This is a genomic window from Kitasatospora sp. NPDC052896, assembly GCF_044547075.1.
Lineage (GTDB): Bacteria > Actinomycetota > Actinomycetes > Streptomycetales > Streptomycetaceae > Kitasatospora.
On the sequence record NZ_JBITZU010000038.1, the window covers coordinates 14,026 to 40,829 of the forward strand.

Consider the following 26,804-nt stretch of genomic DNA (forward strand, 5'->3'; position numbering starts at 1 on the left):
CGGCCGGCACCGGACGGCGTCCCCGCAGGTAGCGGCCAGGGTGCTTCCCGCCCGGAGCGAGGGGTAGGCAATCATGGAGGGGCACGGTTCACGGCGCCCGGCGCCGCGCCCCCAGGTACTCAGGAGCTCCTTCGATGCCCGCTCGTCTGATCCTCGTCCGCCACGGCGAGACCGCGTGGTCCGAGAGCGGCCAGCACACCGGCCGCACCGACATCCCGCTCACCGACGCCGGCCGGGCGATGGCCCGGGCACTCGGCAAGCGGCTCCAGAAGGCGCCGTGGCGTGGCCTGCCCGACGCCCAGGTGTTCACCAGCCCGCTCTCCCGGGCCCGGGAGACCGCCGAGCTGGCGGGCTTCGGCGCGCGGGCGGTGGACCGCCCCGAGCTGATGGAGTGGGACTACGGCCGCTACGAGGGCCGCACCGGCGCCGACATCCGGCGCACCGACCACCCCGGCTGGCTGATCTGGCGCGACGGGGTGCCCGGCGGCGAGAAGCTCTCCGAGGTGGCGGCCCGCTGCGACGCCTTCCTGGCCGGCCTCAAGGACGACCACGGCACCCCGCACCCGGAGACCACCACCATGCACTGCGCGGACCGTGACGTGGTGCTGTTCGCGCACGGTCACCTGCTGCGGATCCTGGCCGCGCGCTGGCTGGGGCAGGCGCCGGAGTACGCGCAGCGGCTGAAGCTCGGCACCGCGGCGCTCTCGGTGCTGTCCTGGGAGTACGGCCTGCCCGCGATCGAGATCTGGAACGACCACAGCCACCTGGACACCATCACCGGCTGAGGTGGGCGTCGGCCGTCAGGCGGCCAGCGAGCGGTCGTACCCGGTGAGGAAGACCCGCACCTCGCGGACCGACTCGTGCCCGCGCAGGCGCGCCGCGGTGTCCGCGAGCATCGCCCGGATCCGGGCCGAGCGCACCTCGCCGAGCAGGGCCACCGCGGCCGAGCCGTACTCGGCGGCGCCGGCCAGGTCGCCCCGGCCCAGCCGGTCGTGCGCCAGCTCGGCGGTGTACAGCATCCGGTTGCGGACGAAGTGCGGCTGCTGCAGCGCGATCGCCCGGCCGGCCCGGTCGCCGGCCAGGTCCCACTCGCCCAGCGCCGACCAGCACTGCGACTCCAGGCCGGCGAGCTCGGCCTCGCCGAAGAAGGACATCCACTCCGGGTCGGCCTCGCTCTCGCCCCGGTCGAAGAGCGTGTGGGCGCGGCTCAGCGCCCGCTCACAGGCCGCCCGGTCCCGCAGCACCGCCCAGGCGCCGGCCTCGCGCAGCGCCAGCAGCGCCAGCAGCCGGTCGGAGTCGAGCTGGCGGGCGGCGCTCTGGCCGGCCTGGGCGGCCCGCAGTGCCTCCCGCGGGCGGCCGGCGTCGCGGGCCAGGAAGGCGCTGTTGCAGAAGACGTGCGCCTCCAGCGCGGTGTCGTTGGCCATCCGGGAGGTGGCCAGGGCCTCGGCGTAGAACGAGCGCGCGTCGGCCAGCCGGTTGGAGTCGTGCGCCAGCCAGCCGACCGAGATGGCCAGCTCCCCGGCGGTGGCCTGGAGTCGGCGCTCGGTGGCGAGTGAGTACTCGCCCTCGTTCAGCAGGGTGTAGGCGCCGCGCAGCGACTGGCCGGCGAGGTCGAAGAGGTTGTCGGCGCCGTGCGCGTCGTCGGCCTCCCGGATGTCCCGGACCGCCTGTTCGACGGCCTGGACGTCGGCCGCGCCGACTCTGCGCGGGGCGGGGACACGGGCGGGCGGCAGCGCGCTGCCGGGGACCGCCGCCCGGGCGGGGTCGTCAAGGCCGAGCACGGCGGCCAGGGCGGTCGGGCCGCCGCCCAGGAACGTACGGCGACGCACGTCGTCGTTCTCCTCGTCGGGATGGCGCGGGGTGGGCGGCGTGACGCGCCGGGCCGGGAGCAGGCCGCGGAACGCCGTCCGGGGGGTGAAGCCGAGGTCCGTCAGCGACCGGTCCGGCCAGAGGTGGCGGAAGACGCGCTCGTAGGCGTAGTTGGGACAGCGGATCTCGCCGGCCTCGACCCGGCCGATGTACCGGGCGTCGCAGGAGACGTGCTCACCGATCTCCCGGGCCGCCCGGCGGATCACGACGGCGAACTCGGCCGGCGAGCGGTCACCGCGCAGCTCGCGCATCGCGGTGTTGGGGGTGGGCGCGGCGGGTGCGGCGGCTGCCATGGTGCGCTCCGGGGTGGTGCGGGGCGGTGCCGATGGTGCGGGGCGGTGCCGGTGGTGCGGCGCGGGCCCGGGTACGGCTGGGTACGGAGGTGCGCGGTGGTGCGGAGGCGCCCCGGCGGGACCGGAAGGGGCGACCGGGGCAAGTGGCTCGACAGTACCGGCTGTGTCCGGGGGCGCAGGGCGTAAGTGCGGGAAAATGCCGACTATTTGATGTCAAATCAGACATATCTCTGGGCTTCTGCCATGAAATGCCATGGCTTGCTGTGAGTCGCCCCGTGGCCATCTGGGCGATCGGCCCGTTGTGTTGATAACTGGAGGCCGAGTAGCACGGGACCCCTCGGTCACATTCATACCATCAGTTCACTTGTCTCACTGGCGTTACCTCAACTCGCTTTGCCAGCGGTGAGGTTGCGCAGCTGGGGTGCGAACGCGAGGGAAGCAGGAGGCCCGCATGATGTCCACCGGGACGCCGTCCACCGGAACCCCACAGTTCCGCGGCCTGGTCGCCGGGGGCACCCCGGCCCGGGGGGCGGGCGCCGGGGCGGGGCGGCCGGCGCCGGTCACCGCGGTGGCACCGCCGCCGTCCGCGGCGGCCGAAGCGCCGGACCGCCGGTGCGGCAGTGAGACCGTGACGGTGTCACTGCGCCACGGGCTGGAGACCCTGGACATCCTGCGGCTCCGCCGGGCCTGCGGCTCGGCCCTGCAGAGCCCCGCCGGGGCCACCATCTCCTTCGTGGTCCCGGCCGGCACCGCCGAGCGCTGGCACCTGCCCGGCACCTTGTGTACGGCCGGCACCCTGCCCGCCAGCTCGACCGACCCCCGCTGGCTGGTCCCACCGGCCGCCGACGGGACCCCGGCCGCGACCGACCCCTGGGTCCTCCGCTCCGCCCTCTGCGAGGCCGCCTGCACGCTGACCGCCGGCGGCCTCGGTCCGTTCTGAGCCCGGTCGCGTCCCAGTTCGGTCCCGTCCCCGCCCGGTCCCGAGGCCCACCTGCGCTTTCGTCCGGGAGATACTCGCTCCATGGGACGAGACCAACGAGCCTCCCGCGGCCGCCGCGGCGCCCCCGCCATCCCGGGCGAGCCGGCCGCCGCGAACACCCCCCGCGCCCGGCGCACCGACACCGGCCTCGCCGAACTCGTCCCGGACCGCGACCGCCCGCAGGCCTGGTCGCTGCTCCTCGACGGTGCGCCGCAGTCCCACGTGGACCTCGCCGACCCCACCCGGCTCGGCTTCGAGTACCAGCGCCGGCTCGGACACGTGGCCGACCTCGTCGCGCCGCAGGGCCGGCCGATCCAGGCCCTCCACCTCGGCGGGGGCGCGCTCACCCTGCCCCGCTACGTCGCCGCGACCCGACCGCGCTCCCGGCAGCAGGTCGCCGAACTCGACGCCGCGCTGACCGAGTGGGTCCGTGCCGAACTCCCGTTGCAGCCCGGCTGGCAGATCAAGGTGCGCGGCGCGGACGCCCGGACGGTGCTCGAACGCGCCCCCGAGGGCGGCGCGGACCTGGTGATCGCCGACGTCTTCTCGGGGGCCCGGGTCCCCGCCCACTGCGCCACCGTCGAGTTCGCCGCCCTGGCCGCCCGGGCCCTCGCGCCGGGTGGCCTGTACACGGCCAACATCACCGACGGCTCGACGCTGGCCTTCGCCCGTGCCCAGGTGGCCACCCTGCTCGCGGTCTTCCCCGAGGTGGCGCTGATCGCCGACCCGGCCGTGCTGCGCGGCAAGCGCTTCGGCAACCTGATCCTGGTGGCCGGCCACACCGCACTCCCGATCGCCGAACTGACCCGCCGCACCGCCTCCGACGCGGCCCTCGGCCGCGTGGAGCACGGCCGGGACCTGGCCGCCTTCACCGGCGGCGCGGCGATCGCCACCGACACCGCCGCGGCCCCCTCCCCGGCACCGCCCCCCGGAACCTTCCACCCCGCACCCCGCTGACCCCCGCCGTCCCACCCTCCTCGGGCGCGCCGCCGCTCCCGGGGTTGCGGCACCCGGCCCAGCGCGTCAGTGCCCGCGCGGCAGGCCCCGGTGCTTGTACATCGCCGCGCCGGTGAGCAGCAGACCGGCCGCGATCGGGATGAAGACGGCGTCCTGCGAACCCGTGGCGGCCAGCGGCCCGATGTTCACCGGGCGGTGCGCGGCCGCGGCCGGGGTGCTCTCCTCGGCCAGGCCGATCGCCGGGACGGTCGCGGGGACCCCGGGCTGGGCGTCGACCGCGAGCCGGTCGTTGTCCCAGGAGGCGGCGACTTCGACGCTCCGGGCCGCGAGGACGGTGCCCGAGCCGTCGGTGGCGGCGGGGGCGCTCGGGCGTTCGACGGATCCGCCCGGCCGTCCGAGGCCGCTTCCCGGCTCGGCCCACGCCTGGTCCGCCGGGCCGGTCCCCGAAGCGTCCTCGCCGTTCGACGCGCCGTCCGGGACGGCCGCCCCGCCGTGGCTCGCCACCCCGCCCGCGCCGGGGTGCGCCGGGCGCGCACTGGCTCCGCCCGTCCCGGACGGCTGCCCGTGCGGCCGCGCCTGGCCCGGCACCGTGGGCAGCAGCACCGAGGCGATGGTGAAGGCGTCCGGCACTGCCGCGACCTGCCCCGGCAACGGCAGGTCGCCTGCCTTGATCCGGCTGTGCAGCAGCTGGTCGACGGTCCCGGTCGGTCGGCCGGCGGCTGCCGGACCCGCCGTCCCCACCACCCCGTTGACCGCGCCCATCGCCGCGCCGGCCGGGTCCCCGGCGTGCCCGGCACCGCCGGGGACGAGTGCCCCGCCCAGATCCGTGGCCCGGACGGTGTCGGTGAGCGGCCTGGCGGTCACCGCGGCAGCGCTCTGCACGCCGAGGCCGAGTCCCCAGACCTGGGCCAGCACCACCGCACCGGCCGCCAGGGTACGGGGGCGCGGCCGGGGTACCCGCCAGCCGCCCGCGCCGCTCCGTTCATACGCGCCGCTCCGTCCGCCCGCAACGGTCCGGCCGGTCGTCGGGGTGGCGGGCTGTGGTTCGGACGCGCGATTGACTCCCACGCAAGGGGGAACGAGTCGCCCGCCCGGGAGGTCACGCCGACTGCCGTCCCCGCCGATGCGGTACGAACGGTGGTGGTTTTCGGCCGATCTGACGTCGGTCCGTCGCCCACCGGTCGGCGCGCCCCCGACGCTCCGTCAGAGCCGCCCTCGGGCCGACCCGCTCCGAGCGAGACTCAGGAGTTGGGACGCAGGGTCCAGAGCACCGTCATCTCACCGGTCACCGCGCCGTCCTCGCGGGTGATCTCCACCGCCACCGGGAACTCCGGCCGCTGCCCCGCGTCGAGCTCCGCGACGATCTCCGCCACCGGGCGCCCGAGCGTCGCGGTGGCCGTGACCGGGCCCATCGCCAGCTTGCGGTAGGCGATCTCCGCGCTGACGGCCAGCGGCACGGCCCGGGAGAGCTGGTCCCCGAAGGCGGCCAGCACGATGCAGCCGCTCGCCGACTCGCCGAGGGTGAACATCGCGCCGGCGTGCGGCCCGCCCACGTGGTTGTGGAACTCGGCCTGGTCCGGCAGCTGCAGCACCGCCCGCTCCGGGCTCGTCTCCAGGTAGACGAGGTTCAGGGTGCGAGCCATCGGGACGGTGGAGGCGAGCAGCTCGCCGATCGTGGGTGTGGTCATGCCGTCATGTTACTTGCCGGTAGCTTCATTGGGCAGGGGGATCCGTCGTCGGATTTCCGCGCCCCGCCAGGCGATGCCGGGGAATGCCCGGAAATGCCATGAGGGCCTGATCTCCAGGAGATCAGGCCCTCATGTGCTGGGGTGAGTGACGGGACTCGAACCCGCGGCCACCTGGACCACAACCAGGTGCTCTACCAACTGAGCTACACCCACCATCTGTCCGGCGCGTTCCCGCTCCGACAGGAAGAACTCTACAGGATCGGAGCGGGTGCTCGCGCCAGGGTTCGCTCCCTCGGCGGGCCGAGTGACCGAGGCCACTCGCGCGTGCCGCGACACCGGGCCCGGAACCGCCGAAGGGCGGCGACCGGGTCTCCGGTCGCCGCCCCGAGCTGGGCCGATGCCCTCGGTCAGGCGGAGGGGAGTTGGTGCTTGGCGGCCACCGCGCGGGCCGTGTCGCCGTCCGGGCCGGGCGGTGGCACGAACACCGCCTCGCGGTAGTACCGGAGTTCGGCGATGCTCTCCCGGATGTCCGCCAACGCCCGGTGGCTGCCGCCCTTCTGCGGGCTGTTGTAGTACGCCTTCGGGTACCAGCGCCGGGCCAGCTCCTTGATCGACGAGACGTCCACGATCCGGTAGTGGAGGTGGTTCTCCAGGCTCGGCATGTCCCGGGCGAGGAACCCGCGGTCGGTGGCGACCGAGTTCCCGCAGAGCGGGGCCTTGCCCGCTTCCGGCACATGTGCCCGGATGTAATCGAGCACCAGCTTCTCGGCCTCGGCCAGGGTGACCCCGTCGGCGAGCTCGGTGAGCAGACCGGAGGCGGTGTGCATCTCGCGTACCACCTCCGGCATGGTCGCCAGAGCCTCGTCCGGCGGGCGGATCACGATGTCCACGCCCTCGCCGAGGATGTTGAGCTCGGAGTCGGTGACCAGCGCCGCGACCTCGATCAGGGCATCCCGATCGAGGTCCAGGCCGGTCATTTCACAGTCGATCCACACCAAACGGTCGTTCACACCCCTCACCCTACGGCGCGATCTCGGGAGGCGGGCAGCGGGAGACCGCCGACGGGCCCCGGGGGGTCGTCGGGGTGGCCGGGCCGGCGGGCGTCTGGCGCGGTGTCAGCCGCCCGCCGGGCGTCCGGACCGGCCACCGGCCCGGGAACGCCCGGCAGGCCGCCGCGACCGGCGGCCGGGTCCGGTGCGGCGCCGTCCCGTGACGGGGCCGCGGGGGGCTCCCCGTCGGTCCGGCCCTCGGCCCGTCCGACCTCCCGTCGCGCGGGGTCCGGACGGTGCCCGGAGCCCTTGCCGCGGGCGCTCGGCTGGGGGTGGCCGTCCTCGGCGACGGCGTGCTCCACCGGCCGGGCCGGGCCGCGCCGCGGGGCGGGGCCGCTCTGCGGCGGGACGAGCGGTCGCAGCCGCCCGGACTGCGGGACGCCGGGAGCCTTCGCCGCCCGTCCCGCGCCGCCGCCCGGACCGCCCGGCAGCACCGGTCCGAACGAGGCCGCCGCACCGAACTGGCCGCTCGTCCCCGGACCGGTCACCGCGCCGGGCATGGACCCCGCGCCGAGCCCCGGCACCGGACCGCAGGCCGGACCCGTCGTGCCCGGATGGCCGGTCCCCGCCACCGGTCCGGGCGGCGGCACCGACGCGGCGTACGGCCCGACCGGCGCCCCCGCGGGCACCCCGGCCGGCCGCTCCGCGCCGCCACCCTGGGCGGGCACGCCGACGGCCGGGCCGGGTCCGGGCCGACGGGCCCGGTAGCTGGTCCGGTACGCGGCGGGGGAGACCCCGAGCTGGCGCCGGAAGTGACCGCGCAGCGCCACCGGCGAGCGGAAGCCGCAGCGCCGCGCCACGTCGTCTACCGACAGCTCGGACGTCTCCAGCAGCCGCTGGGCCTGCAGCACCCGCTGGGTGATCAGCCACTGCAGCGGCGCGCTGCCGGTGAGCGTGCGGAACCGCCGGTCGAAGGTGCGCCGGCTCATGTAGGCGCGGGCCGCCAGCACCTCGACGTCGAACTGCTGGTTCAGGTTCTCCAGGGCCCAGGTCACGACCTCGGCGAGCGGGTCGTTACCGATCTCTTCTGGTAAAGACTGATCGATGTACTGGGCCTGCCCGCCGCCGCTGCGGCGGTTGGGTACCACCAGGCGCCGGGCCAGCGCGTTGGCCGCCTCGGCGCCGTGGTCGCTGCGCACCACGTGCAGGCAGAGGTCGATGCCGGCCGCGGTGCCGGCGGAGGTGAGCACGTCGCCGTCGTCCACGAAGAGCTCGCGCGGGTCGACGTGCACCCGCGGGTAGCGCTTGGCCAGGGTCGGCGCGTACATCCAGTGGGTGGTGGCGGGCCGGCCGTCCAGCAGGCCGGCGGCGGCCAGCACGAAGGCGCCGGTACAGAGGCCGATGATCCGCGCGCCCTCGTGGTGCGCCTTGCGCAGCGCGGCGATCGCCTCGACCGGCGGTGGCTGGGAGATCGATCGCCAGGCCGGGACCACGATGGTGCCGGCCCGGGCGAGCGCCTCCAGTCCGAACGGCGCGGTGAGCGTGACGCCGCCGGTGGTCGTGAGCGGGCCGTCCTCGCCCGCGCAGACCAGCAGGCGGTAGCGCGGGACGCCCGCGTCCTGGCGGTCCACCCCGAAGACGGAGAGCGGGATCGAGCTCTCGAAGATCGGCGCGCCGCCGAAGATCAGCACGGCCACCGTCTCGCGCCGGCGCCGGCCGGAGAGCTTGCGCGGCAGCACGCCGGCCAGCGGTCCGGCCAGCGGTCCGGCGGCCGACCCGGAACCGCCCGGGCCGCCGCTCACGTTGGCGGTCACCGGCCCGGCGACCGGGCCGTGCTGGGCGACACCGGCGTACTCCTGGGGGATCGTCCGGCCGAACGCGGCGCGCAGCGCGGAGCCGTTCACGGCGGACGCGCCGTCCGGCGCGGGCGCGGAGCCGCCGTACGGCGCGGTGGCGCCGCCGTACGGCCCCAGGGCGCCGGGGCCGGTGGCCGCGGGATCGGCGGTGAGGTAGGGGCGGGCGTGCGGTGCGAGGGGGGCGGTACTTCGCGGGGCGCGGCCGACATGACCGGCCGGGGACTGGCCGCCGTCAGGACCCGTCTCGCTCCTGCTCACCCTGTTCAAGGCGCCCAAGCCCCCCTCGGTGGTGTCGTGTGGTGATGCGGCACTGCTCAACAAGATCGAATCTACTGGCTGGACCGTCGCCGTTGTGACAAGTTCACCATCCGACGCTATGTCGACATGGCAATTTGGCGTGATGCATTCGATCACGAAGCGTGGCACCCGTCGACCCCTCTGGGAAGGGGGCCACCGCAACCGTGGCTGGTTGCGGTACGACAGAACCCCGTTGACGACGGAGCGCTGTCCTCGTGTGACGTTCTGGAGTGCAGGTATGTCCAACGATGCGCATGTGGCGCGAATTTGACTGAAAATCGGTGTTGCGGAGAAGGGGCGCGCGGTGTCCGCGCGCGCCCGAACGTGCTTCGGCCGGGCGCCGGGTCTGACGCTCCGCCGGATCTTTTACCCTGCGCCGGGGTGGTCCTGACGCCGGGTGGGGGACGGTTCCTGCCGCGGCCGGCCCGAACAGGCCAGTCGTCGTGCGGGTCCGGGGCCACCCGGTGCGGGTCAGCCGGTGGCCGTGGCGGCGGCAGCGGCGGCAGCGGCGGTGGAGGCTCGTCCGGCGGGGCCGCGGTAGGGGCGGGCGCCCGCCCGGAGCGGGGTGCGCGCCGACAGCACCAGGCCGACCGCCTCCGGTAGCCCGGGGGCGCTCAGGGTCGGCCGGTAGCCGGGCTCGGACCACGGGCGGCCGTGGTGCAACCAGACGCTGCGGATGCCCGCCAACTCGGCGCCCGCGATGTCGGCCGGCCCGTGGTCGCCGATCATCCAGGTGTCGGCGGCCCAGTCGCCCGAGCCCGCGACCCCGCAGCGCCGGGCGGCTATCTCGAAGATCAGCGGATCCGGTTTGGCACAGCCGGCCTCCTCGGAGACCACCCAGGCGTCGACCAGCGGCGCGAGCCCGGTCCGCCGGATCTTCTCCAGCTGCGGGCGGGTCTCGCCGTTGCTCACGATGCCCACCGTCCAGCCCGCGGCCCGCGCGGAACTGACCGCCTGGAGGTGGGAACGCGGACAGCGGATAAGGGAGTTGATGCCTCGTCGGTAGTGCGCGAGCAGCGCGTCCAGGGGGCGGTCCAGGCCGTAACGGCGCCTCGCCGCACCGAGCACGGTGCCGCGTGGGACGTAGCCACCGCCGTCGAGGGTCACGAGCCAGTCCAGCTCGGCCGAGGGGAGCCCGAATTCGCGGAGGAACTCCTCCGCCCACGCCCGGAAGGCGGCGTCACGTGGAACCAGGGTGTTGTCGAGGTCGAACAGGAGCAGCGGCATGCCGAGCATGTTGCCAGCGGCATAGTCCATGGGGGAACGGTCCGAGCCACGGCCGGATCGCCTCAGCTCTGCTCTTCCGTACCACCCGTACCTGGAGTGTGGCCGACCTGTTGCGTCGGCCGAATCTGTCGGGCAAGCTCCTGGGAACCTCACAAGTGGGGGCGCGCGGCTCCGATCACGCGGGGGCGCACGCCGGTGCCTTCACGCCGCGGCCATTCGGCGGATCGTTGCCCTACCAGGCCTTCAAGGCTGGGCGGCCAGGCCGGGGCGTCGTACTCTGAAAGGAACAGGTCACCCACGGTGCCGATCGGCCTCCACCGAGCACGTGCCCATGACTGGCCTGCCGCCTGGGCAGCGCTGTCCTCCCTGTCGGCCCCTCTCACTCGAAGAGTCTCGATTCATGGCCGGTTCTGAGCCTCCCCGACCTTCTGGACCGTTCCGCTCCCTCGGGGCGGCAGACTCCCGCTCGCTGCCCTCCGCAGACCCTCAGGACGTGCCGTCGCGCCCGGCGCCCTCGGTTGCCCGCCGCGCGGTCGGCTGGGCCCGCAGAGGCTGGCCCAGGCCCCGGCAGCGCGGCGGGACGCCGGTCGCCGCCTCGGCCGGCCCCGGCGCGCCGGGCGGGGACTCCGTGGCGTCCCCGCCCTCGCGGCGCACCGAGTGGTACGAGGGGAAGCTCCCGCAGCAGCGGCCCGAGGCGCCCGGACCGTGCGATCCGGCCTTCCAGCACGGCGTGGTGGTGGGCTTCGACGGGTCGCTCTCCAGCGAGCGGGCACTCGCCTACGCGGTGGGGATGGCTCGGCGCTCCCGGTGCGGCCTGGTCATCGTCCACGTGGCCAACCGTCTGCCGGCCACGGTCTGGGCCGGGTGCGAGCCCCCGGTCTTCGTGGATCTGCCGGACCACCGGACCGAGTTGCTCGGCCTGGAGTTGGCCTGCGCCGACTTCCTGGTCGGCGTGCCCTGGATCCTGGTCGAGCGCGGTGGTGACATCTGCCATGAGATCGAGGAGGTCGGCAAGGAGTACGCCGCCGACGCGATCGTGGTGGGCACCACCCACGGGCTGCTGGGGCGGCTGTTCGGTTCGGTCTCCGGCCGGCTGGCCCGGCGCGCCAACCGTCCGGTGATCGTGATCCCCTGAGCGGGCCTCCCCTTCTGTCGGTACTGGACGTTCTGTCGGTGCCGGACGGGCGATGGGTGCCGGACGGGCGATGGGTGGTGGACGGGCCCGCAGTCGGTCGACTGCGGGCCCGCCGGGTGCGACTGATGGCCGATCAGCCGCTGGTGCGTCAGGGTTGGCGCGTCAGGACGTGACACCCAACTCGCGGGCGATGAGCATCCGCTGGACCTCGGAGGTGCCCTCCCCGATCTCCAGGATCTTGCTGTCCCGCCAGAAGCGGGCGACGGGGTACTCGTTCATGAAGCCGTAGCCGCCGTGGATCTGGGTCGCCTCGCGGGCGTTGTCGACGGCTGCCTCGGAGGAGTAGAGCTTCGCGATGGCCGCCTCCTTCTTGAAGGGCTCGCCGAGCAGCAGCCGGGAGGCCGCGTCCCGCCAGGCGAGGCGCGCGACATGGGCGCGCGTCTCCATGTCGGCGATCTTGAACTGGATGGCTTGGTTGGCCCCGATCGGCCGCCCGAAGGCGTGCCGGGTCGCGGCGTAGCTGATGGACTGGTCGACGCAGCCCTGGGCCAGGCCGGTGGACAGCGCTGCGATGGCGATGCGGCCCTCGTCGAGGATCCGCAGGAACTGGGCGTACCCCCGGCCCTGTTGGCCGAGGAGGTTGGCTTCGGGGACTCGGCAATCGGTGAAGGACAGCTCTCGGGTGTCGGAGGCGTTCCACCCGACCTTCGAATACTTCTTCGACACCTGGAACCCGGGGGTGCCGGCAGGAACGATGATGGACGAGATCTCCCGGCGCGCCGAGGGCTTCCCGTCCTCTTCACTCGAACGAGCGAGCGGTTCGGTGAGCGCAGTGACGGTCACCAGGCCGGTGATGTCGGTACCCGAGTTGGTGATGAAGCACTTGGTCCCGTTGATCACCCACTCCCGGGTGGCCTCGTCGAAGCGGGCGGTGGTCCGGGTGGCACCGGCGTCCGAGCCGCCCTCCGGCTCGGTCAGTCCGAACGCGCCGAGCAGCTCGCCGGAGGTCAGCCTGGGCAGCCACTCCCGCTTCTGCTCCTCGGTGCCGAAGCGGTAGATCGGCATCGCGCCCAGCGACACCCCCGCCTCCAGGGTGATGGCCACCGAGGAGTCCACCCGGGCGAGCTCCTCCAGGGCGAGGCAGAGGGCGAAGTAGTCGCCGCCCATCCCGCCGTACTCCTCGGGGAAGGGCAGGCCGAACAGGCCCATCCGCCCCATCTCCTTGATGATCTCGTACGGGAACTCCTCGCGCTCGTAGTAGTCGCCGATCGCCGGCGCCACCACGTCGTTGGCGAACTCGGCGACCGTGCGGCGCAGTTCCTCGTACTCGGAGTCCAGTCGGTGGTCGAGCATCGGGTTCCTCCCAAGGTGTGGCCGGGGCTTCGGCCGGAGCGGGGGCGGCGCGGGCCGCGTGCGGGGTGTGCCGGACCGGGCCGTGGGCGGGCCGGGCCGACGGCCGGTCGGGGGGCGGCGGGTCGCGCCGCGGTGGCTACGGCGTGCCGGAGCCGTCGGACGGGTCGTCGGGGCCGGCGCCGGCCGGTGCGCCGGCCGAGCCGGCCAGCGCCTGGACCGCGCGGGACGGGCTCGGTCGGCCCAGCCGTCCGGCCAGCCAGCCGCTGGTGGCGGCCAACGCGGCCAGGTCGACGCCGGTCTCGATGCCGAGGCCGTGCAGCATCCACACCAGGTCCTCGGTGGCGAGGTTGCCGGTGGCGCTCTTCGCGTACGGGCAGCCGCCCAGGCCGCCGGCCGAGGAGTCGACCACGGTGACCCCGCAGCGCAGCGCGGCCAGCGTGTTGGCCAGCGCCTGGCCGTACGTGTCGTGGAAGTGCACGGCGAGTCGGCCGACCGGCACGCCGGCCTCGCCGAACGCCGCCAGCAGCGCGGCGACCTGGCCCGGGGTGGCAACCCCGATGGTGTCGCCGAGGCTCAGCTCGGTGCAGCCGAGTTCGAGCAGCCGCAGTCCGACCGCGACCACCTGGGTCGGCGCGACCGGACCCTCCCAGGGGTCGCCGAAGCACATCGAGAGGTAACCGCGGACCGGCAGGCCCTGACCGGCGGCCCGCTGGACCACCGGCCGGAACATCTCCAGCACCTCATCCACCGAACGGTTGAGGTTGCGCCGGGCGAAGGCCTCGGTGGCGCTGGCGAAGACCGCGATCTCGCCGGCGCCGTGCGCCAGTGCCCGGTCCAGGCCGCGCTCGTTGGGGACCAGCACGGGCAGCCGCAGGCCGGGGTGGCGCGCGGGCAGTCCGGCCAGCCGGGGCAGCAGCTCCTCGGCGTCGGCCAACTGCGGCACCCACTTGGGGTGCACGAAGCTGGTCGCCTCCACGGTGCGCAGCCCGGCGGCGGCCAGCCGGGTGATGAACTCGGCCTTCACCTCCACCGGCACCAGCGCGCTCTCGTTCTGCAGGCCGTCGCGCGCGCCGACCTCGTGGATCCGCACCCGGGCGGGCAGCGCCGGGTCGCGCACCACGCTGGGCAGGCCGAGGTCGAGCGGGCCGGGCTCGGGGGACGTCGTCATCAGGCCACCGCCTCGGATTCGTCGGCCGGCTCGTCCGGGAGCACGACGGCGAGCAGCTGCTCCATCGCGACCGTGGCTCCCGCGGTGACCGGCAGTTCGCTGACCGTGCCGTCGTGCGGCGCGGCGATCACGTGTTCCATCTTCATGGCCTCCAGGACCAGGAGCGGCTGGCCGCGCCGGACCCGGTCGCCGGCCGCGGCCTTGACCACGGTGACGGTGCCGGGCATCGGTGCGGTCAGCGCTCCGTGATGGGCGTCGGCGGCGACCGTGCGGTCGGCCACCGGGTCGTGGGGGTGCACCGCCCAGCTGTCGCCGCCGAGTCCCAGCCAGATCACCGGGCCCGTGGCGGTCGCCGTGGGGGCGTTGTCAGTGGCGAGTGCGAAGGTGGTTCGCAGGCCGTCCAGAGTGAGGGACAGATCCGTGGCGCCGAGCGTGGCGCGGGCCCGGCGGATCGGTCCGTCGTCGAGCTGGATCTCCAGGTCGGAGAGGAGTGCTGACGGATTGTCCGATGAATGGGTTGTCGTCTCGGTGCTGCCGGGGCGGACCCGCACCGAGACCGGATCGTGCCCGGCGATCCGGAGGCGGTGCGTCGTCCACGCTGGTTCGCCGGCCAGGCGCCAGCCGGAGGGGAGAGCGAACGGGTCGGTCCAGCCGTCGGAGGCGGCGGTCGGGGCGAGCCGCAGGTGCCGCGCGAGTGCCGCGGCGAGGTAGACGGTGTCCGGTGCGCCGGGTGCGGTGCCGGCGTGGTCCGGCTGGTCGGCCAGCAGTTCGGGGGTCTGCTGGGCGGCCCGCTCGACCAGGCCGGTGTCGAGCCGACCGGCGACCACCTCGGGGTGGGCGAGCAGGCGGCGCAGGAAGCCCGCGTTGGTGGTCACGCCCAGGATCCGGGTGTCCGCGAGCGCGGCGCGCAGCCGGTGCAGGGCGGTCGCGCGGTCCGGGCCGTAGGCGATCACCTTGGCCAGCATCGGGTCGTAGGAGCTGGTGACGGCGGTGCCCGCGCTGAGACCGGAGTCGACCCGGACGCCGTCGCCGGTCGGCTCGTCGAGCAGCAGGATCCGGCCACCGGTCGGCAGGAAGTCCCGCGCCGGGTCCTCGGCGCAGATCCGGGCCTCGACGGCGTGTCCGAGGAAGGAGAGATCGGTCTGGGCGAACGACAACGACTCACCGGCGGCGATCCGCAGTTGCCACTCGACCAGATCGAGCCGCTCCGGGCCGAGTGCCCCGGGACCGGAGGGCGCGACGGCGAGGGCGAGTTCGGTCACGGGGTGTTCCACCTGGAGGCGGGTGTTCATCTCCATGAAGAAGAACTCGCGGACGGCGCCGTCCGCGCCCGGCTGGTCGGGGCGCGGGGCACGCGGGTCGTCACCGGGCACGATGAACTCCACCGTGCCGGCACCGGTGTAGCCGCAGGCCTCGGCCGCCCGGACGGCGGCGGCGCCCATCGCGGCCCGGGTCCGCGGGTCGAGCAGGACGGAGGGCGCCTCCTCGATCAGCTTCTGGTGCCGGCGCTGGAGGCTGCACTCGCGCTCGCCGAGGTGCACGGTGGTGCCGTGGGCGTCCGCGAGGACCTGCACCTCGATGTGCCGGGGGTGGTCGACCCAGCGCTCGAGCAGCAGGGTGTCGTCGCCGAAGGCGGTCCGGGCCACCCGGCGGGCGGCGGCCAGCTCGGCCGGTAGCTCGGCCGGGTCGCGGACCAGCCGCATGCCCTTGCCGCCGCCGCCGGCCGACGGCTTGATCAGCACCGGGTAGCCGATCTCGTCGGCCGCCAGGGCGAGTTCCCCGTCGCTGGTCGCGCCCGCCCGGCTGCCCGGGACGACCGGGACGCCGACCGCGCGGACCGCCTCCTTGGCGTTGATCTTGTCGCCCATCAGCTCGACCGCCTCGGCGGGCGGGCCGATGAAGACCAGTCCGGCTTCGGCGCAGGCCCGGGCGAAGCCGGGGTTCTCGGCCAGGAACCCGTAGCCGGGGTGGACGGCCTGGGCACCGGTGCGCCGGGCCGCGGCGATGATCTGGTCGCCGCGCAGGTAGGTCTCGGCGGCGCTGCTGTCGCTGCGGTCGGCGGGTCCGAGCCGGACGGCGAGGTCGGCTTCGTGGACGTGCCGGGCGTCCGCGTCGGCGTCGCTGTACACGGCGACCGACCGCACGCCGAGCCGTCGGAGGGTGCGGATGACCCGGACGGCGATCTCGCCGCGGTTGGCGACCAGGACGGTGTCGAACATGGGAGGCGTTCCTCCGAACGAGGCGGGGAGAGTGGTGCGGCGCGGGGGGAGCGGTTCGGCTGCGGGGACGGCGCGGCGGTGCCGGGCGGGCCACTACATGCGGAACACGCCGTACGGTGCGGGGGCGGCCAGCGGGGCGTTGGCACAGGCGGTCAGGGCCAGCCCGACCACCGTCCGGGTGTCCATCGGGTCGATCACCCCGTCGTCCCAGAGCCGGGCCGAGGCGTAGTAGGCGTTGCCCTGGCGCTCGTACTGCTCGCGGACCGGGCGCTTGAACTCCTCCTCGTCCGCGGCGGGCCACTCCTCGCCGCGTGCCTCGAACTGGTCGCGGCGGACGGTGGCGAGCACCGAGGCGGCCTGCTCGCCGCCCATCACCGAGATCTTGGCGTTCGGCCACATCCAGAGGAAGCGGGGCGAGTAGGCCCGGCCGCACATCGAGTAGTTGCCCGCGCCGTAGGAGCCGCCGATCACCACGGTGAGCTTCGGCACCCGGGTGCAGGCGACCGCCGTGACCATCTTGGCGCCGTGCTTGGCGATGCCGCCCGCCTCGTACTGCCGGCCGACCATGAAGCCGGTGATGTTCTGCAGGAAGAGCAGCGGGATGCCGCGCTGGTCGCAGAGCTCGATGAAGTGGGCGCCCTTGAGCGCGGACTCGGCGAAGAGCACGCCGTTGTTGGCGACGATCCCGACCGGGTGGCCGTGGATCCGGGCGAAGCCGGTCACCAGGGTGGCGCCGTACTCCGCCTTGAACTCGGCGAACCGGCTGCCGTCCACCAGTCGGGCGATCACCTCGCGGACGTCGTACGGCGTGCGCGGGTCGACCGGGACCGCGCCGTACAGCTCGGCCGGGTCGACGGCCGGCGGCTCGACCGGGACCACCGGCCAGGGCCGGGCGGCGCGCGGGCCGAGGCCGTCGACGATGGTGCGGACGATGGAGAGCGCGTGCGCGTCGTCCTCGGCCAGGTGGTCGGTCACCCCGGAGGTGCGCGAGTGCAGCTCGCCGCCGCCCAGCTCCTCGGCGGTGACCACCTCGCCGGTGGCGGCCTTCACCAGCGGCGGCCCGCCCAGGAAGATGGTGCCCTGGTTGCGGACGATCACCGCCTGGTCGCTCATCGCCGGCACGTAGGCGCCGCCCGCGGTGCAGGAACCGAGCACGGCGGCGATCTGCGGGATCCCCGCCGCCGAGAGCCGGGCCTGGTTGTAGAAGATCCGGCCGAAGTGGTCGCGGTCCGGGAACACCTCGTCCTGCATCGGCAGGAAGGCGCCGCCGGAGTCCACCAGGTAGACACAGGGCAGCCGGTTCTCCAGCGCCACCTCCTGCGCCCGCAGGTGCTTCTTGACCGTCATCGGGTAGTAGGTGCCGCCCTTGACCGTCGCGTCGTTGGCGACCACCAGCACCTCGCGCCCGGCCACCCGGCCGATGCCCGCGATCACGCCGGCCGCCGGGGCGGCGCCGTCGTACAGGCCGTCGGCGGCGAGCGGGCAGAGCTCCAGGAACGGGGAGGCGGGGTCGAGCAGCGCGTCCACCCGGTCACGGGGGAGCAGCTTGCCGCGCGCGGTGTGCCGCTCGCGGGCCTTGGCGCCGCCGCCGAGGGCGGCGGCGGAGAGCTTGGCGCGCAGCTCGGCGACCAGCTCCCGGTGCGCCTCGGTGTTCGTCCGGTAGCCGGCCGAGCCGGGCTCGACGGTGGAGCGCAGCCGTGGCGCGGGGGCGGCCGCGGCCGGGTGCGCGCCCGGGGCGGACGCCGTCTGCGCGGTGCCGCCACCGAGGCCGGCCGCGTCCAGCGGGTGGGGCGCGGTGAGGCCGGGCGTCGACAGGACCATCGCAAGAGCTCCCTTGCTCCCGGAAACCCGGTGGCGGGGCCGTGGTTGGGCCTCGGCCACCAAAGTTAATGGTGGTTAACTCCTGCGGCCAGGTTAACCATCGATAACTCCGCTGTCTACGATGGTCCCCATGTCGAACGTCCCCGCCACCTCCGCGACCCCGCGCCGTGACCAGATCCGCCGTGAGGCGGCCCGCCTGTTCGCCGCCCGGGGGTTCCTCGGGGTGGGGGTCGACGAGATCGGAAAGGCGGTCGGGATCAGCGGCCCCGGCCTCTACCGGCACTTCTCGGGCAAGGACGCGATGCTGGCCGACCTGCTGGTCGGGATCAGCGAGCGGCTGCTGGAGGAGGGCCGCCGGCGGGCCGGGGCGGCGGACGGTCCGCAGGCCGCGCTGGAGGCGCTGATCAGTGGACACGTCGACTTCGCGCTGGACGACTCCGACCTGATCACGCTGCACGACCGCGAGCTGCTGCACCTGCGGGAGGAGGACCGCCGGCGGGTCCGACGGCTGCAGCGCGGCTACGTCGAACTCTGGGTGCAGGTGGTCCGGGAGGCCTTCCCGCGACTGGCCGACCCCACCAGCGAGCCGCTGGCCCGGGCGGCCGTGCACGCGGTCTTCGGCCTGCTCAACTCCACCCCGCACAGCATCGGGGTGAAGCTCGCGCAGGGTGACCGGGCCGGGTTGCCCCGGGCCGAGATGGCGCAGCTGCTGCACCGGCTCGCCCAGGGCGCCTTCGCGGCGGCCTCCGACGGCGTGGCCGAGGGCGTGGCCTGAGGGGCGATCGAGTACGGCGGGCCGGTCGGGCGACGTAGGTCGATCGACCGGCCCGGACCGGTCCCGCCGCCCGGTGTCCCGGCCGGGTCGCCGGGCGCAGCCTGGGGGGAAGGAAAATCGGCCGGCCGCCGTTGCACCGGCCGGGTCCCCGCGGCGCCCCCCGCCTTCGTCATGGACGGCCGCCTCACGAAATGGTTAGTATCCCTAAATATGCCTGAGACTCACGGCTCCATCAGGGAGATACCCTCCGCCGGCGAACCGGCCGCGAGCCCCGCGGCGGTGATCGAGCGGCCCCGGGCCGGCGCACCCGCGCCCGCCGACCGTCCGGCCGACTCCCGCCGGCCCAACGACCCGGGCCCCGGGACGGGCTGGCTGCGTCGGCTGGCCGCCTACAGCTGGGTCTACCGCCGCAACGTGCTGCTCTCCTTCGGCGCCTCGCTGGCCGGTATGGCGGTCACCGCGATCGTGCCGCTGATCGTCCGGTTGATCATCGACGACGTCATCACCACCCACACCCGCGCCCTCGCCCCCTGGGCCACCGCCCTGGTGGTGGCCGCCCTGCTGGTCTTCGGCTGCACCATGGTCCGCCGCTACTACGGTGGCCAGCTCGCCGTGGACGTCCAGCACGACCTGCGCACCGCCCTGTTCCGCTCGCTCACCCGGCTGGACGGCGTCCGGCAGGACCAGTTGGACACCGGCCAGGTGGTCGGCCGCGCCACCTCCGACCTGCAGCTGATCAACGGTCTGCTGTCGATGCTGCCGATGATGACCGGCAACCTGCTGCTCTTCGTGATGTCCATCCTGGTGATGCTCTGGCTCTCGCCGGTGCTCACCCTGGTCGCCCTGGTGATGGGCCCGGCGCTGTACGTCATCGCGATCCGCAGCCGTCGCCGGCTCTTCCCCGCGACCTGGGCCGCCCAACAGGAGACCGCGGCGGTGGCCGGCGTGGTGGACGCCGCGGTCGGCGGCGTCCGGGTGGTCAAGGGCTTCGGCCAGGAGGAGCAGGAACTCGACAAGCTGGAGGGCGCCTCCCGGACGCTCTACGCCGCCCGGCTCCGGGCGATCCGGCTGAACAGCCGCTACTCCCCGGCGATGCAGGCGATCCCGGCGCTCGGCCAGGTCGCAGTGCTCGCCCTCGGCGGCTGGCTGGCGGTGGACGGCGAGGTCACCCTCGGCACCTTCGTCGCCTTCTCCAGCTACGTCAGCCAGATGACCGGTCCGGTCCGGATGCTCACCATGCTGCTGACCGTCGGCCAGCAGGCCCGGGCCGGCGTGGAGCGGGTCTTCGACCTGATCGACGAGCGGCCGCTGGTCCAGGAGCGGCCGGACGCCCACCCGCTGCGACCGGTCCCCGGCGCCCCCGCGCTGGAACTCGACCAGGTCGACTTCCAGCACCACACGGCCGACGGCAGCGCCCGCCCGGTGCTGAACCGACTCAGCCTGACCATCGAGCCCGGCGAGACGCTGGCCCTGGTCGGTGCCTCGGGTTCGGGCAAGTCCACCGTCGCCCAACTGGTGCCGCGGTTCTACGACCCGAGCGCCGGCACGGTCCGGCTGTACGGGCAGGACCTGCGCGAGCTCACCCTGGAGTCGGTGCGCGGCGTGGTCGGCGTGGTGCCGGAGGACAGCTTCCTCTTCTCCGACACCGTCCGCAGCAACATCGCCTACGGCCGCCCCGACGCCACCGACGAGGAGATCGAGGCCGCCGCCCGGGCCGCCCAGGCCGACGGCTTCATCCGTGAACTGCCGGACGGCTACCTGACCGAGGTCGGCGAGCAGGGCCTGACCCTCTCCGGCGGCCAGCGCCAGCGGATCGCGCTGGCCCGGGCGATCCTCGCCGACCCACGGGTGCTGCTGCTCGACGACGCGACCTCGGCGGTCGACCCGCAGATCGAGGCGGAGATCCACGAGGCGCTGCGCAGCGTGATGACCGGCCGCACCACGCTGCTGATCGCCCACCGCCGCTCCACGCTGCAGCTGGCCGACCGGATCGCGGTGCTCGACCGCGGCCGGCTGGTCGACCTCGGCACGCACGAGGAGCTGACCGACCGGTGTCCGCTCTACCGGTCCCTGATCACCGACCCCGAGGCCGGCGCCGGACACCCGGTCGAGCCGGCCGAGCCGGAGCCCGCCCCGGCGGCCCCCGAGCCGGCCGTCGGTCCGGGTCGCGGCCTGCACGGCGTGCTCGCCGCCCGGGCCGCCGACCCCGAGCTGCTGGCCAAGGTCGCCGCGCTGCCACCGGCCGTCGACACCCCGGCCGTCCCGCGCGCGGCGGCCGCCGCCGGGGACCCGCACTTCAGCCTCGGCCGGCTGCTCCGCCCCTTCCGCGGCATGCTGGCGCTGGACCTGGTGCTGCTCGCCCTGGACGCGGTGGCCGGCCTGGTGCTGCCGGTGCTGATCCGGCACGGCATCGACGACGGCGTCTCCAAGGCGGCGATGAGCGGGGTGGCCGTCGCCTCGCTGGCCGCGCTGGTGGTCGTGCTGCTCGACTGGGTGGTGCAGGTCGCCGAGACCCGGGTCAGCGGCCGGACCGGCGAGCGGGTCCTCTACACCCTGCGACTGAAGATCTTCGCGCACCTCAACCGGCTCGGCCTGGACTACTACGAGCGCGAGCTGGCCGGCCGGATCATGACCCGGATGACCACCGACGTCGACGCGCTGTCCAGCTTCCTGCAGACCGGCGTGGTCACCGCCGTGGTCAGCCTGCTGACCTTCTTCGGGATCTTCTTCGCGCTGCTGATCATCGACGTCGGTCTGGCGCTGACCGTCTTCACGGTGCTGCCGCTGCTGGTGGTGGCGACGGTGGTCTTCCGGCGGAAGTCGCTGGCGCAGTACCAGATCTCCCGCGAGCTGATCAGCACGGTCAACGCGGACCTGCAGGAGAACGTGGCCGGGATGCGGATCGTCCAGGCGTTCCGGCGGGAGGCCGGCAACACCGAGCGGTTCGCCGCCACCGGCCTCGCCTACCGGCACGCCCGGGTCAAGGCCCAGCTGTACATCTCGCTGTACTTCCCGTTCGTGCAGTTCCTGTCCAGCGTCTCGGCGGCCCTGGTGCTGATCGCCGGCACCTCCCGGGTCGACGCGGGTACCCTCACGGTCGGTGCCCTGGTCGCCTACCTGCTCTACATCGACCTCTTCTTCGCGCCGGTCAACCAGCTCTCGCAGATCTTCGACGGCTACCAGCAGGCGGCCGTGGGCCTGGGCCGGATCCGCGAGCTGCTGCGCACCCCGACCACCACTCCGAACGCCGTCGACCCGGTCCCGGTCGGGCGGCTGCGCGGCGAGATCCACTTCGACGGCGTGGACTTCGCCTACAACGGTGGCGGCGAGGGCAACCCCCAGGTGCTCTCCGGCATCGACCTGCGGATACCCGCGGGCCAGACGGTGGCGCTGGTCGGCGAGACCGGCGCGGGCAAGTCCACGCTGGTCAAACTGGTCGCCCGGTTCTACGACGCGACCAGCGGCACGGTCCGGATCGACGACACCGACATCACCCGCTACGACCTGACCGACTACCGGCACCGGCTCGGGGTGGTCCCGCAGGAGGCCTACCTCTTCGCGGGCACGGTCCGCGACACCATCGCCTACGGCAGGCCGGAGGCGAGCGACGCCGAGGTGGAGGCCGCCGCCCGGGCGGTCGGTGCACACGAAATGATCAGCGGACTGCCCGGTGGCTACCAGCACGAGGTGGCCGGCCGCGGCCGCAACCTCTCGGCCGGCCAGCGCCAGCTGATCGCGCTGGCCCGGGCCGAGCTGGTGGACCCGGACGTCCTGCTGCTCGACGAGGCCACCGCCGCGCTCGACCTGGCCAGCGAGGCGCTGGTCAACCAGGCCGCCGACCGGCTGCGGGACGGCCGGTCGGACCGGCCCGGTGGCCGCACCACGCTGGTGATCGCGCACCGGCTGACCACCGCGGCCCGGGCCGACCGGGTGGTGGTGCTGCACCAGGGCCGGGTGGTCGAGGACGGCACGCACGCCGAACTGCTGGCCGTCGAGGGGTACTACGCCCGGCTCTGGCGGGCCTTCGTCGCGGACGGGCACCCGGCGCCGGTGGTCGGCTGACCGGTCCGGGGAGCGGTCAGGCGGCGAGCAGCGCGGTCAGCAGGGCGGAGACGTCGGTGCCCCGCGGCAGGTCGCTGACCTGGCCGTCGCCGACCTCGACCACCATCCACTCGCCGCTGTCCGCGCGCAGCGCCAGGTCGGTGGTGACGAACCGGCAGCCGAGTGCTCGGACCAGCGGCCGGACCCGGGTCAGGTCCGGGTCCGGCCGCTCGCCCGGGGTGTCGGGGTGCGGGCCGACCAGCGCCGGCTCGCCGTCCAGCCACCAGACCCGGGCTTCGGACGCCCGTCCGCCGGCCCGGTCGGCCGCCACGAACGGGTGGAAGCGGCGCAGCACCACCCCACCGCTCAGGAACTCGCCCTGCAGCTCGACGAAGCGGGCCACCACCCGGCGGACCGCGGCCGGGTCGGCGAGGTCGGGGATGTAGCAGGCCTCGTGCCACTCCTGCTTGCGGGACTTGACGTAGTCCTTGACCACGGCCGGGCCGTGGCTGCCCAGCCGGCCGGCCGCCGCCGCCAGCTCACCCGGCCCGGCGTCCGCGGGCAGCCACACGCTGACCGGCGTCGCCCCCTCGAACGTGCCGTACCAGCCGGGGAGTTCGTGTGCGGCGGCGTAGCCGGCGGCACTGGTGAGCAGGCGGCAGCCGCGGTCGGCCAGGGCCCGCTCGAAGGCCGCGTATGCGGCCACCGGGAGCATCCAGCCTCGGTACCAGGCCGGCCCGGTGTCGGCCGGCACCCGCCGGACCGCCTCGGCGGCCCGGCCGGCCAGCAGCGCGTCGTGGTCCACCAGCGCCGTCCCACCGCCCAGGCCGCGGATCAGCTGGGCCTCCGCGGAGTAGTGCGGATCGACCCGGCGCTCGGCGAGCGGGTCGTGCGGCAGCAGGAGAGTCGGCGGGGGCATGCGGACCAAGTTAGCGGGGTGCGGCGGCGGAGCCGGTGATCCCGGTCAGGGGCGGCGCCGCCGGGGGTGCTCGGTGGCCGGACCGACCTGCCAGTCGTGGGCACGCAGTTCGCGGTCGTGCAGCGCGTCCGGGTTGACCACCACGGTCAGCTCGGCCTCCGCCAGCTCCTCGAAACTCAGCCCGGTGACGTCGAGCAGCAGTTCGGTCGGCACCGAGATGGCGATCGACGAGCGCCAGGCCGGCAGCACCGCGAGCGTGGTACCCCGGCCGACCCGGATCAGCTGGGCCGCGACCCGCCGGAAGCGGGGGTCGGAGGGGCGCGACGGCGGCTCGACCGCGCGCTGGGCGCCGCCGATCAGGATGCCGAGCGCCGGCTCCTCGGGTCCCTCCCGGCGCACGTCGCCCTGGCCGGGAGCCGGGGCACGCTCCGGCAGCGCCCGGCCGTCCGAGTGATCGGTCTGGGCCGGCTCTTCCGGCTGCGCGGGGACGGCCGGCGACCCGGGTACCGCGGGTGGTTCCGGCTCGGTGCGGCTCAGCCGGCGGGCGGGTGCGGGCCGCCGGATCCGCGGGCGGGGCCGGGCGGCCGGGTCACCGCGGTCGGCCGGCTCCTCGAAGGCTCCGGGTGCCGCCTCCAGGATGGTGCGCGGCGACGGCAGCACCGTCTCCGGGGCGGGGACGGGCGGCTCGGCCACCGGATCGACCCCGGCCAGCTGCAGCAACTCCCGGACCTCGGAGACCGACTGGTGGCTCGCGGCGGCCAGCCGGTCGATTCCAGCACCCCGTTCGTATGCCGAACGCAGCCGCGAGGCCAGCCCGGCGCGCAATTTCGCCGTGGTGGCGGCGCCGGGGTCCGGCTTGCCGTCGACACGGCCGTTCGCGCCGGTGGGCGGGCCGACCTGGGCCGGACCGGGGGCTGCGGGATCGGCCTGCGGCTGGTCCGGTGTGTCCATCGGTATGAACGACGAGCTCATCGGTGAGGGTCCTCCGGGGTACAGTCCGCCCGATCCTGCCGTACCGGGGGGTGCACGTCCATGGGGAGCTGCGGTACTTGACACACGGTGAGGCCCTGTCCACCGGGCGGAACCCCGATGGTGTCCTGGTCAGCGGAGAACATACCCCGGCTCCCTGAGAGTTGATGATCAATTGGCTGAGCGTCCGCTCGAACCGGGGTGCCCGGCGGGTGGGCGGCCGGCCGGGGATGGGAAGAATGGTGCCGGGCGGGCCCGGTCCGCCCGGTCTCCCACCCCATCCGGCTGTCCTGGAAGGACGAACCACGCATGGCCACGCCGCCGCTCGCCCACCCAGCCGTCGATGGCGGGCTGATCCGGTCCCGCCGCCTGGAGCCGGGTGACCGGGTGGCCCTGGTCGCTCCCAGCGGCCCGATCGACGCGGAGCGGCTCCGGGCCGGCTGCGCGATCCTGCGCTCCTGGGGCCTGGAGCCGGTGGTCGGCGCGCACGTGCTGGACGCCGATCCGCGGCTCGGCTACCTGGCGGGCACCGACAAGGACCGGGCCGCCGACTTCCAGCGTGCCTGGCTCGACCCGTCGATCGCGGCGGTGCTCTGCGCCCGTGGTGGGTACGGCGCCCAGCGGGTCGCCGACCTGCTGGACTGGGCGGCGCTGCGGGCCGCGCCACCGAAGGTGCTGATCGGTTTCAGCGACGTCACCGCACTGCACGAGCTGGTCGCCCAGCGACTCGGCCTGGTCAGCCTGTACGGGCCGATGGGCGCTGCCACCTCGTTCGTCGAGGACGGCCCGACCGCCGAGCACCTGCGCCGCACCCTCTTCGAGCCGGCCACCGTACTGACCCTCACCGGCCCCGAGGCCGGTCCGCTGATCTCCGGCCGGGCGCGCGGGGTCACGGCGGGCGGCTGCGCCTCGGTGTTGGCGGCGGAGTGTGGCACGCCCGGGGCTCGTCGCTCCTTCGCGGGCACCCTCCTGTTGCTGGAGGACGTCAACGAACACCCCTACCAGCTGGACCGGATCCTCAGCCAGTTGATCCGGTCCGGGGCACTGGCGGGGGTGCGCGGGGTGGTCCTGGGCTCCTGGTACGGCTGCGGGAGGCCGGAGCGGATCCGGGACGTGATGGCCGCCCGGCTGGCTCCGCTCGGTGTGCCGGTGCTCTGGGAGCTCGGCTTCGGGCACTGCCCGTCCACCCTGACCGTCCCGCTCGGCGTGCCCGCACTGCTCGACGCGGACGCCGGCACGCTCACCCTGGACCGGCCCGCGCTGGCGGACGGGACCGGAGCGGCCGAGCCGGCGCCGGAAGCGTTGGCCACCGAGCCCTCCCCGGTGGATTCCTTCCCGGTGGACTAGGGTGCGCGCGTGACCTCGGACCTCGACGACCTTCCCGAGTGCCGGCCGGCCGATCTGGTGGCCGACTTGCTGGCCACCCTGCGGACCGCCGCCCAGCGGCGCGGCCGGATGATGCTGGGACTCACCGGCGCGCCCGGCGCGGGCAAGTCCTGGCTGGCGCGCCATCTGGTCCGGGAGGTGGAACGGGCCGAGGGCGCCGGCAGCGCCGCCTACGTGCCGATGGACGGCTTCCACCTCTCCAACCCGCAGCTCGACCGGCTGGGCCTGCGGGCTCGCAAGGGCTCGCCGCCCAGCTTCGACGCGCTGGGCTACGCGGCGCTGCTCCACCGGCTCGCCGGTGACCGGTTCCACGACATCTACGTCCCCGACTTCGACCGGGACCTCGACGAGCCGGTGGCCGCCCGCCACCTGGTCACGCCCGCCGCCCGGCTCATCGTCACCGAGGGCAACTACCTCGCCGCCGACGGGCCGGGCTGGTCGCAGGCCCGCGCGCTGCTCCAGGAGGTCTGGTACCTGGAGGTGCCCGACGAGGTACGGGCGGACCGTCTGATCAGGCGGCACTTGGCCGGCGGGCGCGATGGCGGGGCGGCGCGGGCCTGGGTGGACTCCAACGACCAGCCGAACGGCGAGTACGTGAAGCTCAGCCGTGCCCGCTGCACCCGGGTCATCCGGATGGCCGCCGAGTTGCCCCCGGCAAGCACAGGGAGTAGTGTTCCCTAGTCGCTCGGCAGGGAGCACCGGACACGCGTCTGCGCGGACGGTCCCGGGGCGGCCACTCTCTCGAAACACCATTCGCAGCAAGAAGCCCGGCTTTTCGCGCGCTGTCGCGGGTCGGCCTTGTTTTGCTGTGTTCGTATTTCTGGGAGTGGGTCCGGATTCGCTTTTCGGAGCGGGACTGGGCT

18 protein-coding genes, 1 tRNA gene and 2 pseudogenes are annotated in these 26,804 nt (G+C 74.5%); 8 read left to right on the forward strand and 13 right to left on the reverse strand.

Annotation, left to right across the window (positions count from 1 at the left end; translation table 11 throughout):
- Positions 1-134 precede the first annotated feature (134 nt).
- Positions 135-785, forward strand: a complete 651-nt coding sequence (locus ACIGXM_RS35445) for a histidine phosphatase family protein (protein ID WP_396568239.1) — start codon at positions 135-137, stop codon at positions 783-785.
- Positions 786-800: 15 nt separating this feature from the next.
- On the opposite strand, the gene ACIGXM_RS35450 is transcribed toward ACIGXM_RS35445, so the two are convergent.
- Positions 801-2,162, reverse strand: coding sequence for a tetratricopeptide repeat protein (locus tag ACIGXM_RS35450; RefSeq protein ID WP_396568240.1), 1,362 nt, complete (start codon positions 2,160-2,162; stop codon positions 801-803).
- Positions 2,163-2,613: 451 nt separating this feature from the next.
- Here ACIGXM_RS35450 and ACIGXM_RS35455 point away from each other — a divergent pair, with 451 nt between their 5' ends.
- Both ACIGXM_RS35455 and ACIGXM_RS35460 read left to right on the forward strand, forming a co-directional pair.
- Positions 2,614-3,102 (forward strand): hypothetical protein, encoded by a 489-nt coding sequence (locus ACIGXM_RS35455; RefSeq protein WP_396568241.1) that lies wholly within the window; start codon positions 2,614-2,616, stop codon positions 3,100-3,102.
- 81 nt (positions 3,103-3,183) lie between these two features.
- The gene (locus ACIGXM_RS35460) at positions 3,184-4,098 is read left to right on the forward strand and encodes a spermidine synthase (RefSeq protein ID WP_396568242.1); all 915 of its coding nucleotides are present in this window, start codon (positions 3,184-3,186) and stop codon (positions 4,096-4,098) included.
- 66 nt (positions 4,099-4,164) lie between these two features.
- On the opposite strand, the gene ACIGXM_RS35465 is transcribed toward ACIGXM_RS35460, so the two are convergent.
- The 6 genes and pseudogenes from ACIGXM_RS35465 to ACIGXM_RS35490 form a co-directional block, all read right to left on the reverse strand.
- Positions 4,165-5,016: a hypothetical protein gene (locus tag ACIGXM_RS35465; protein ID WP_396568243.1), complete on the reverse strand. Its 852-nt coding sequence runs from the start codon at positions 5,014-5,016 to the stop codon at positions 4,165-4,167.
- A gap of 323 nt (positions 5,017-5,339) precedes the next feature.
- A complete protein-coding gene (locus tag ACIGXM_RS35470) occupies positions 5,340-5,786 on the reverse strand; it encodes a DUF4442 domain-containing protein (protein WP_396568244.1) in 447 nt (148 codons plus the stop codon).
- 137 nt (positions 5,787-5,923) lie between these two features.
- A tRNA-His gene (locus ACIGXM_RS35475) sits at positions 5,924-5,999 on the reverse strand.
- A 194-nt stretch (positions 6,000-6,193) separates the two neighbouring features.
- On the reverse strand, positions 6,194-6,796 hold the full coding sequence (orn, locus tag ACIGXM_RS35480; protein ID WP_396568245.1) for an oligoribonuclease: 603 nt from the start codon (positions 6,794-6,796) through the stop codon (positions 6,194-6,196).
- Between the two features lie 515 nt (positions 6,797-7,311).
- Positions 7,312-8,535, reverse strand: a pseudogene (locus ACIGXM_RS35485) (helix-turn-helix domain-containing protein); the annotation flags it as partial.
- Positions 8,536-9,399: 864 nt separating this feature from the next.
- Complete coding sequence (locus ACIGXM_RS35490; protein WP_396568246.1) at positions 9,400-10,185, reverse strand: HAD family hydrolase; 786 nt, start codon at positions 10,183-10,185, stop codon at positions 9,400-9,402.
- Between the two features lie 667 nt (positions 10,186-10,852).
- On the opposite strand from ACIGXM_RS35490, the pseudogene ACIGXM_RS35495 reads away from it, so the two are divergent.
- Positions 10,853-11,290, forward strand: a pseudogene (locus ACIGXM_RS35495) (universal stress protein); the annotation flags it as partial.
- 162 nt (positions 11,291-11,452) lie between these two features.
- On the opposite strand, the gene ACIGXM_RS35500 reads toward ACIGXM_RS35495, so the two are convergent.
- The 4 genes from ACIGXM_RS35500 to ACIGXM_RS35515 form a co-directional block, all read right to left on the reverse strand.
- Positions 11,453-12,643: an acyl-CoA dehydrogenase family protein gene (locus ACIGXM_RS35500; protein ID WP_396568247.1), complete on the reverse strand. Its 1,191-nt coding sequence runs from the start codon at positions 12,641-12,643 to the stop codon at positions 11,453-11,455.
- A gap of 136 nt (positions 12,644-12,779) precedes the next feature.
- A complete protein-coding gene (locus tag ACIGXM_RS35505; protein ID WP_396568248.1) occupies positions 12,780-13,811 on the reverse strand; it encodes a hydroxymethylglutaryl-CoA lyase in 1,032 nt (343 codons plus the stop codon).
- A complete protein-coding gene (locus ACIGXM_RS35510; protein WP_396568249.1) occupies positions 13,811-16,030 on the reverse strand; it encodes an acetyl/propionyl/methylcrotonyl-CoA carboxylase subunit alpha in 2,220 nt (739 codons plus the stop codon). Before ACIGXM_RS35510 ends, ACIGXM_RS35505 begins: the two co-directional genes overlap by 1 nt.
- Before the next feature lie 93 nt (positions 16,031-16,123).
- Positions 16,124-17,851 carry a carboxyl transferase domain-containing protein gene (locus ACIGXM_RS35515; RefSeq protein WP_396568250.1) on the reverse strand — a complete coding sequence of 576 codons (1,728 nt, stop codon included), beginning with the start codon at positions 17,849-17,851 and terminating at the stop codon, positions 16,124-16,126.
- A gap of 130 nt (positions 17,852-17,981) precedes the next feature.
- Between ACIGXM_RS35515 and ACIGXM_RS35520 the strand changes: the two genes are divergently transcribed.
- Both ACIGXM_RS35520 and ACIGXM_RS35525 read left to right on the forward strand, forming a co-directional pair.
- Positions 17,982-18,626, forward strand: coding sequence for a TetR/AcrR family transcriptional regulator (locus ACIGXM_RS35520; protein ID WP_396568251.1), 645 nt, complete (start codon positions 17,982-17,984; stop codon positions 18,624-18,626).
- A gap of 210 nt (positions 18,627-18,836) precedes the next feature.
- Entirely contained in the window at positions 18,837-22,688 is a 3,852-nt protein-coding gene (locus ACIGXM_RS35525; RefSeq protein WP_396568252.1) for an ABC transporter ATP-binding protein, read from the forward strand.
- 16 nt (positions 22,689-22,704) lie between these two features.
- Here ACIGXM_RS35525 and ACIGXM_RS35530 read toward each other — a convergent pair whose 3' ends face one another.
- Together ACIGXM_RS35530 and ACIGXM_RS35535 are read right to left on the reverse strand one after the other, a co-directional pair.
- On the reverse strand, positions 22,705-23,586 hold the full coding sequence (locus tag ACIGXM_RS35530) for an ATP-grasp domain-containing protein (RefSeq protein WP_396568253.1): 882 nt from the start codon (positions 23,584-23,586) through the stop codon (positions 22,705-22,707).
- 45 nt (positions 23,587-23,631) lie between these two features.
- The gene (locus ACIGXM_RS35535; RefSeq protein WP_396568254.1) at positions 23,632-24,558 is read right to left on the reverse strand and encodes a hypothetical protein; all 927 of its coding nucleotides are present in this window, start codon (positions 24,556-24,558) and stop codon (positions 23,632-23,634) included.
- Between the two features lie 306 nt (positions 24,559-24,864).
- Here ACIGXM_RS35535 and ACIGXM_RS35540 point away from each other — a divergent pair, with 306 nt between their 5' ends.
- Both ACIGXM_RS35540 and ACIGXM_RS35545 read left to right on the forward strand, forming a co-directional pair.
- The gene (locus ACIGXM_RS35540; protein WP_396568255.1) at positions 24,865-25,902 is read left to right on the forward strand and encodes an LD-carboxypeptidase; all 1,038 of its coding nucleotides are present in this window, start codon (positions 24,865-24,867) and stop codon (positions 25,900-25,902) included.
- A 9-nt stretch (positions 25,903-25,911) separates the two neighbouring features.
- Complete coding sequence (locus ACIGXM_RS35545) at positions 25,912-26,622, forward strand: nucleoside/nucleotide kinase family protein (RefSeq protein WP_396568256.1); 711 nt, start codon at positions 25,912-25,914, stop codon at positions 26,620-26,622.
- Positions 26,623-26,804 lie beyond the last annotated feature (182 nt).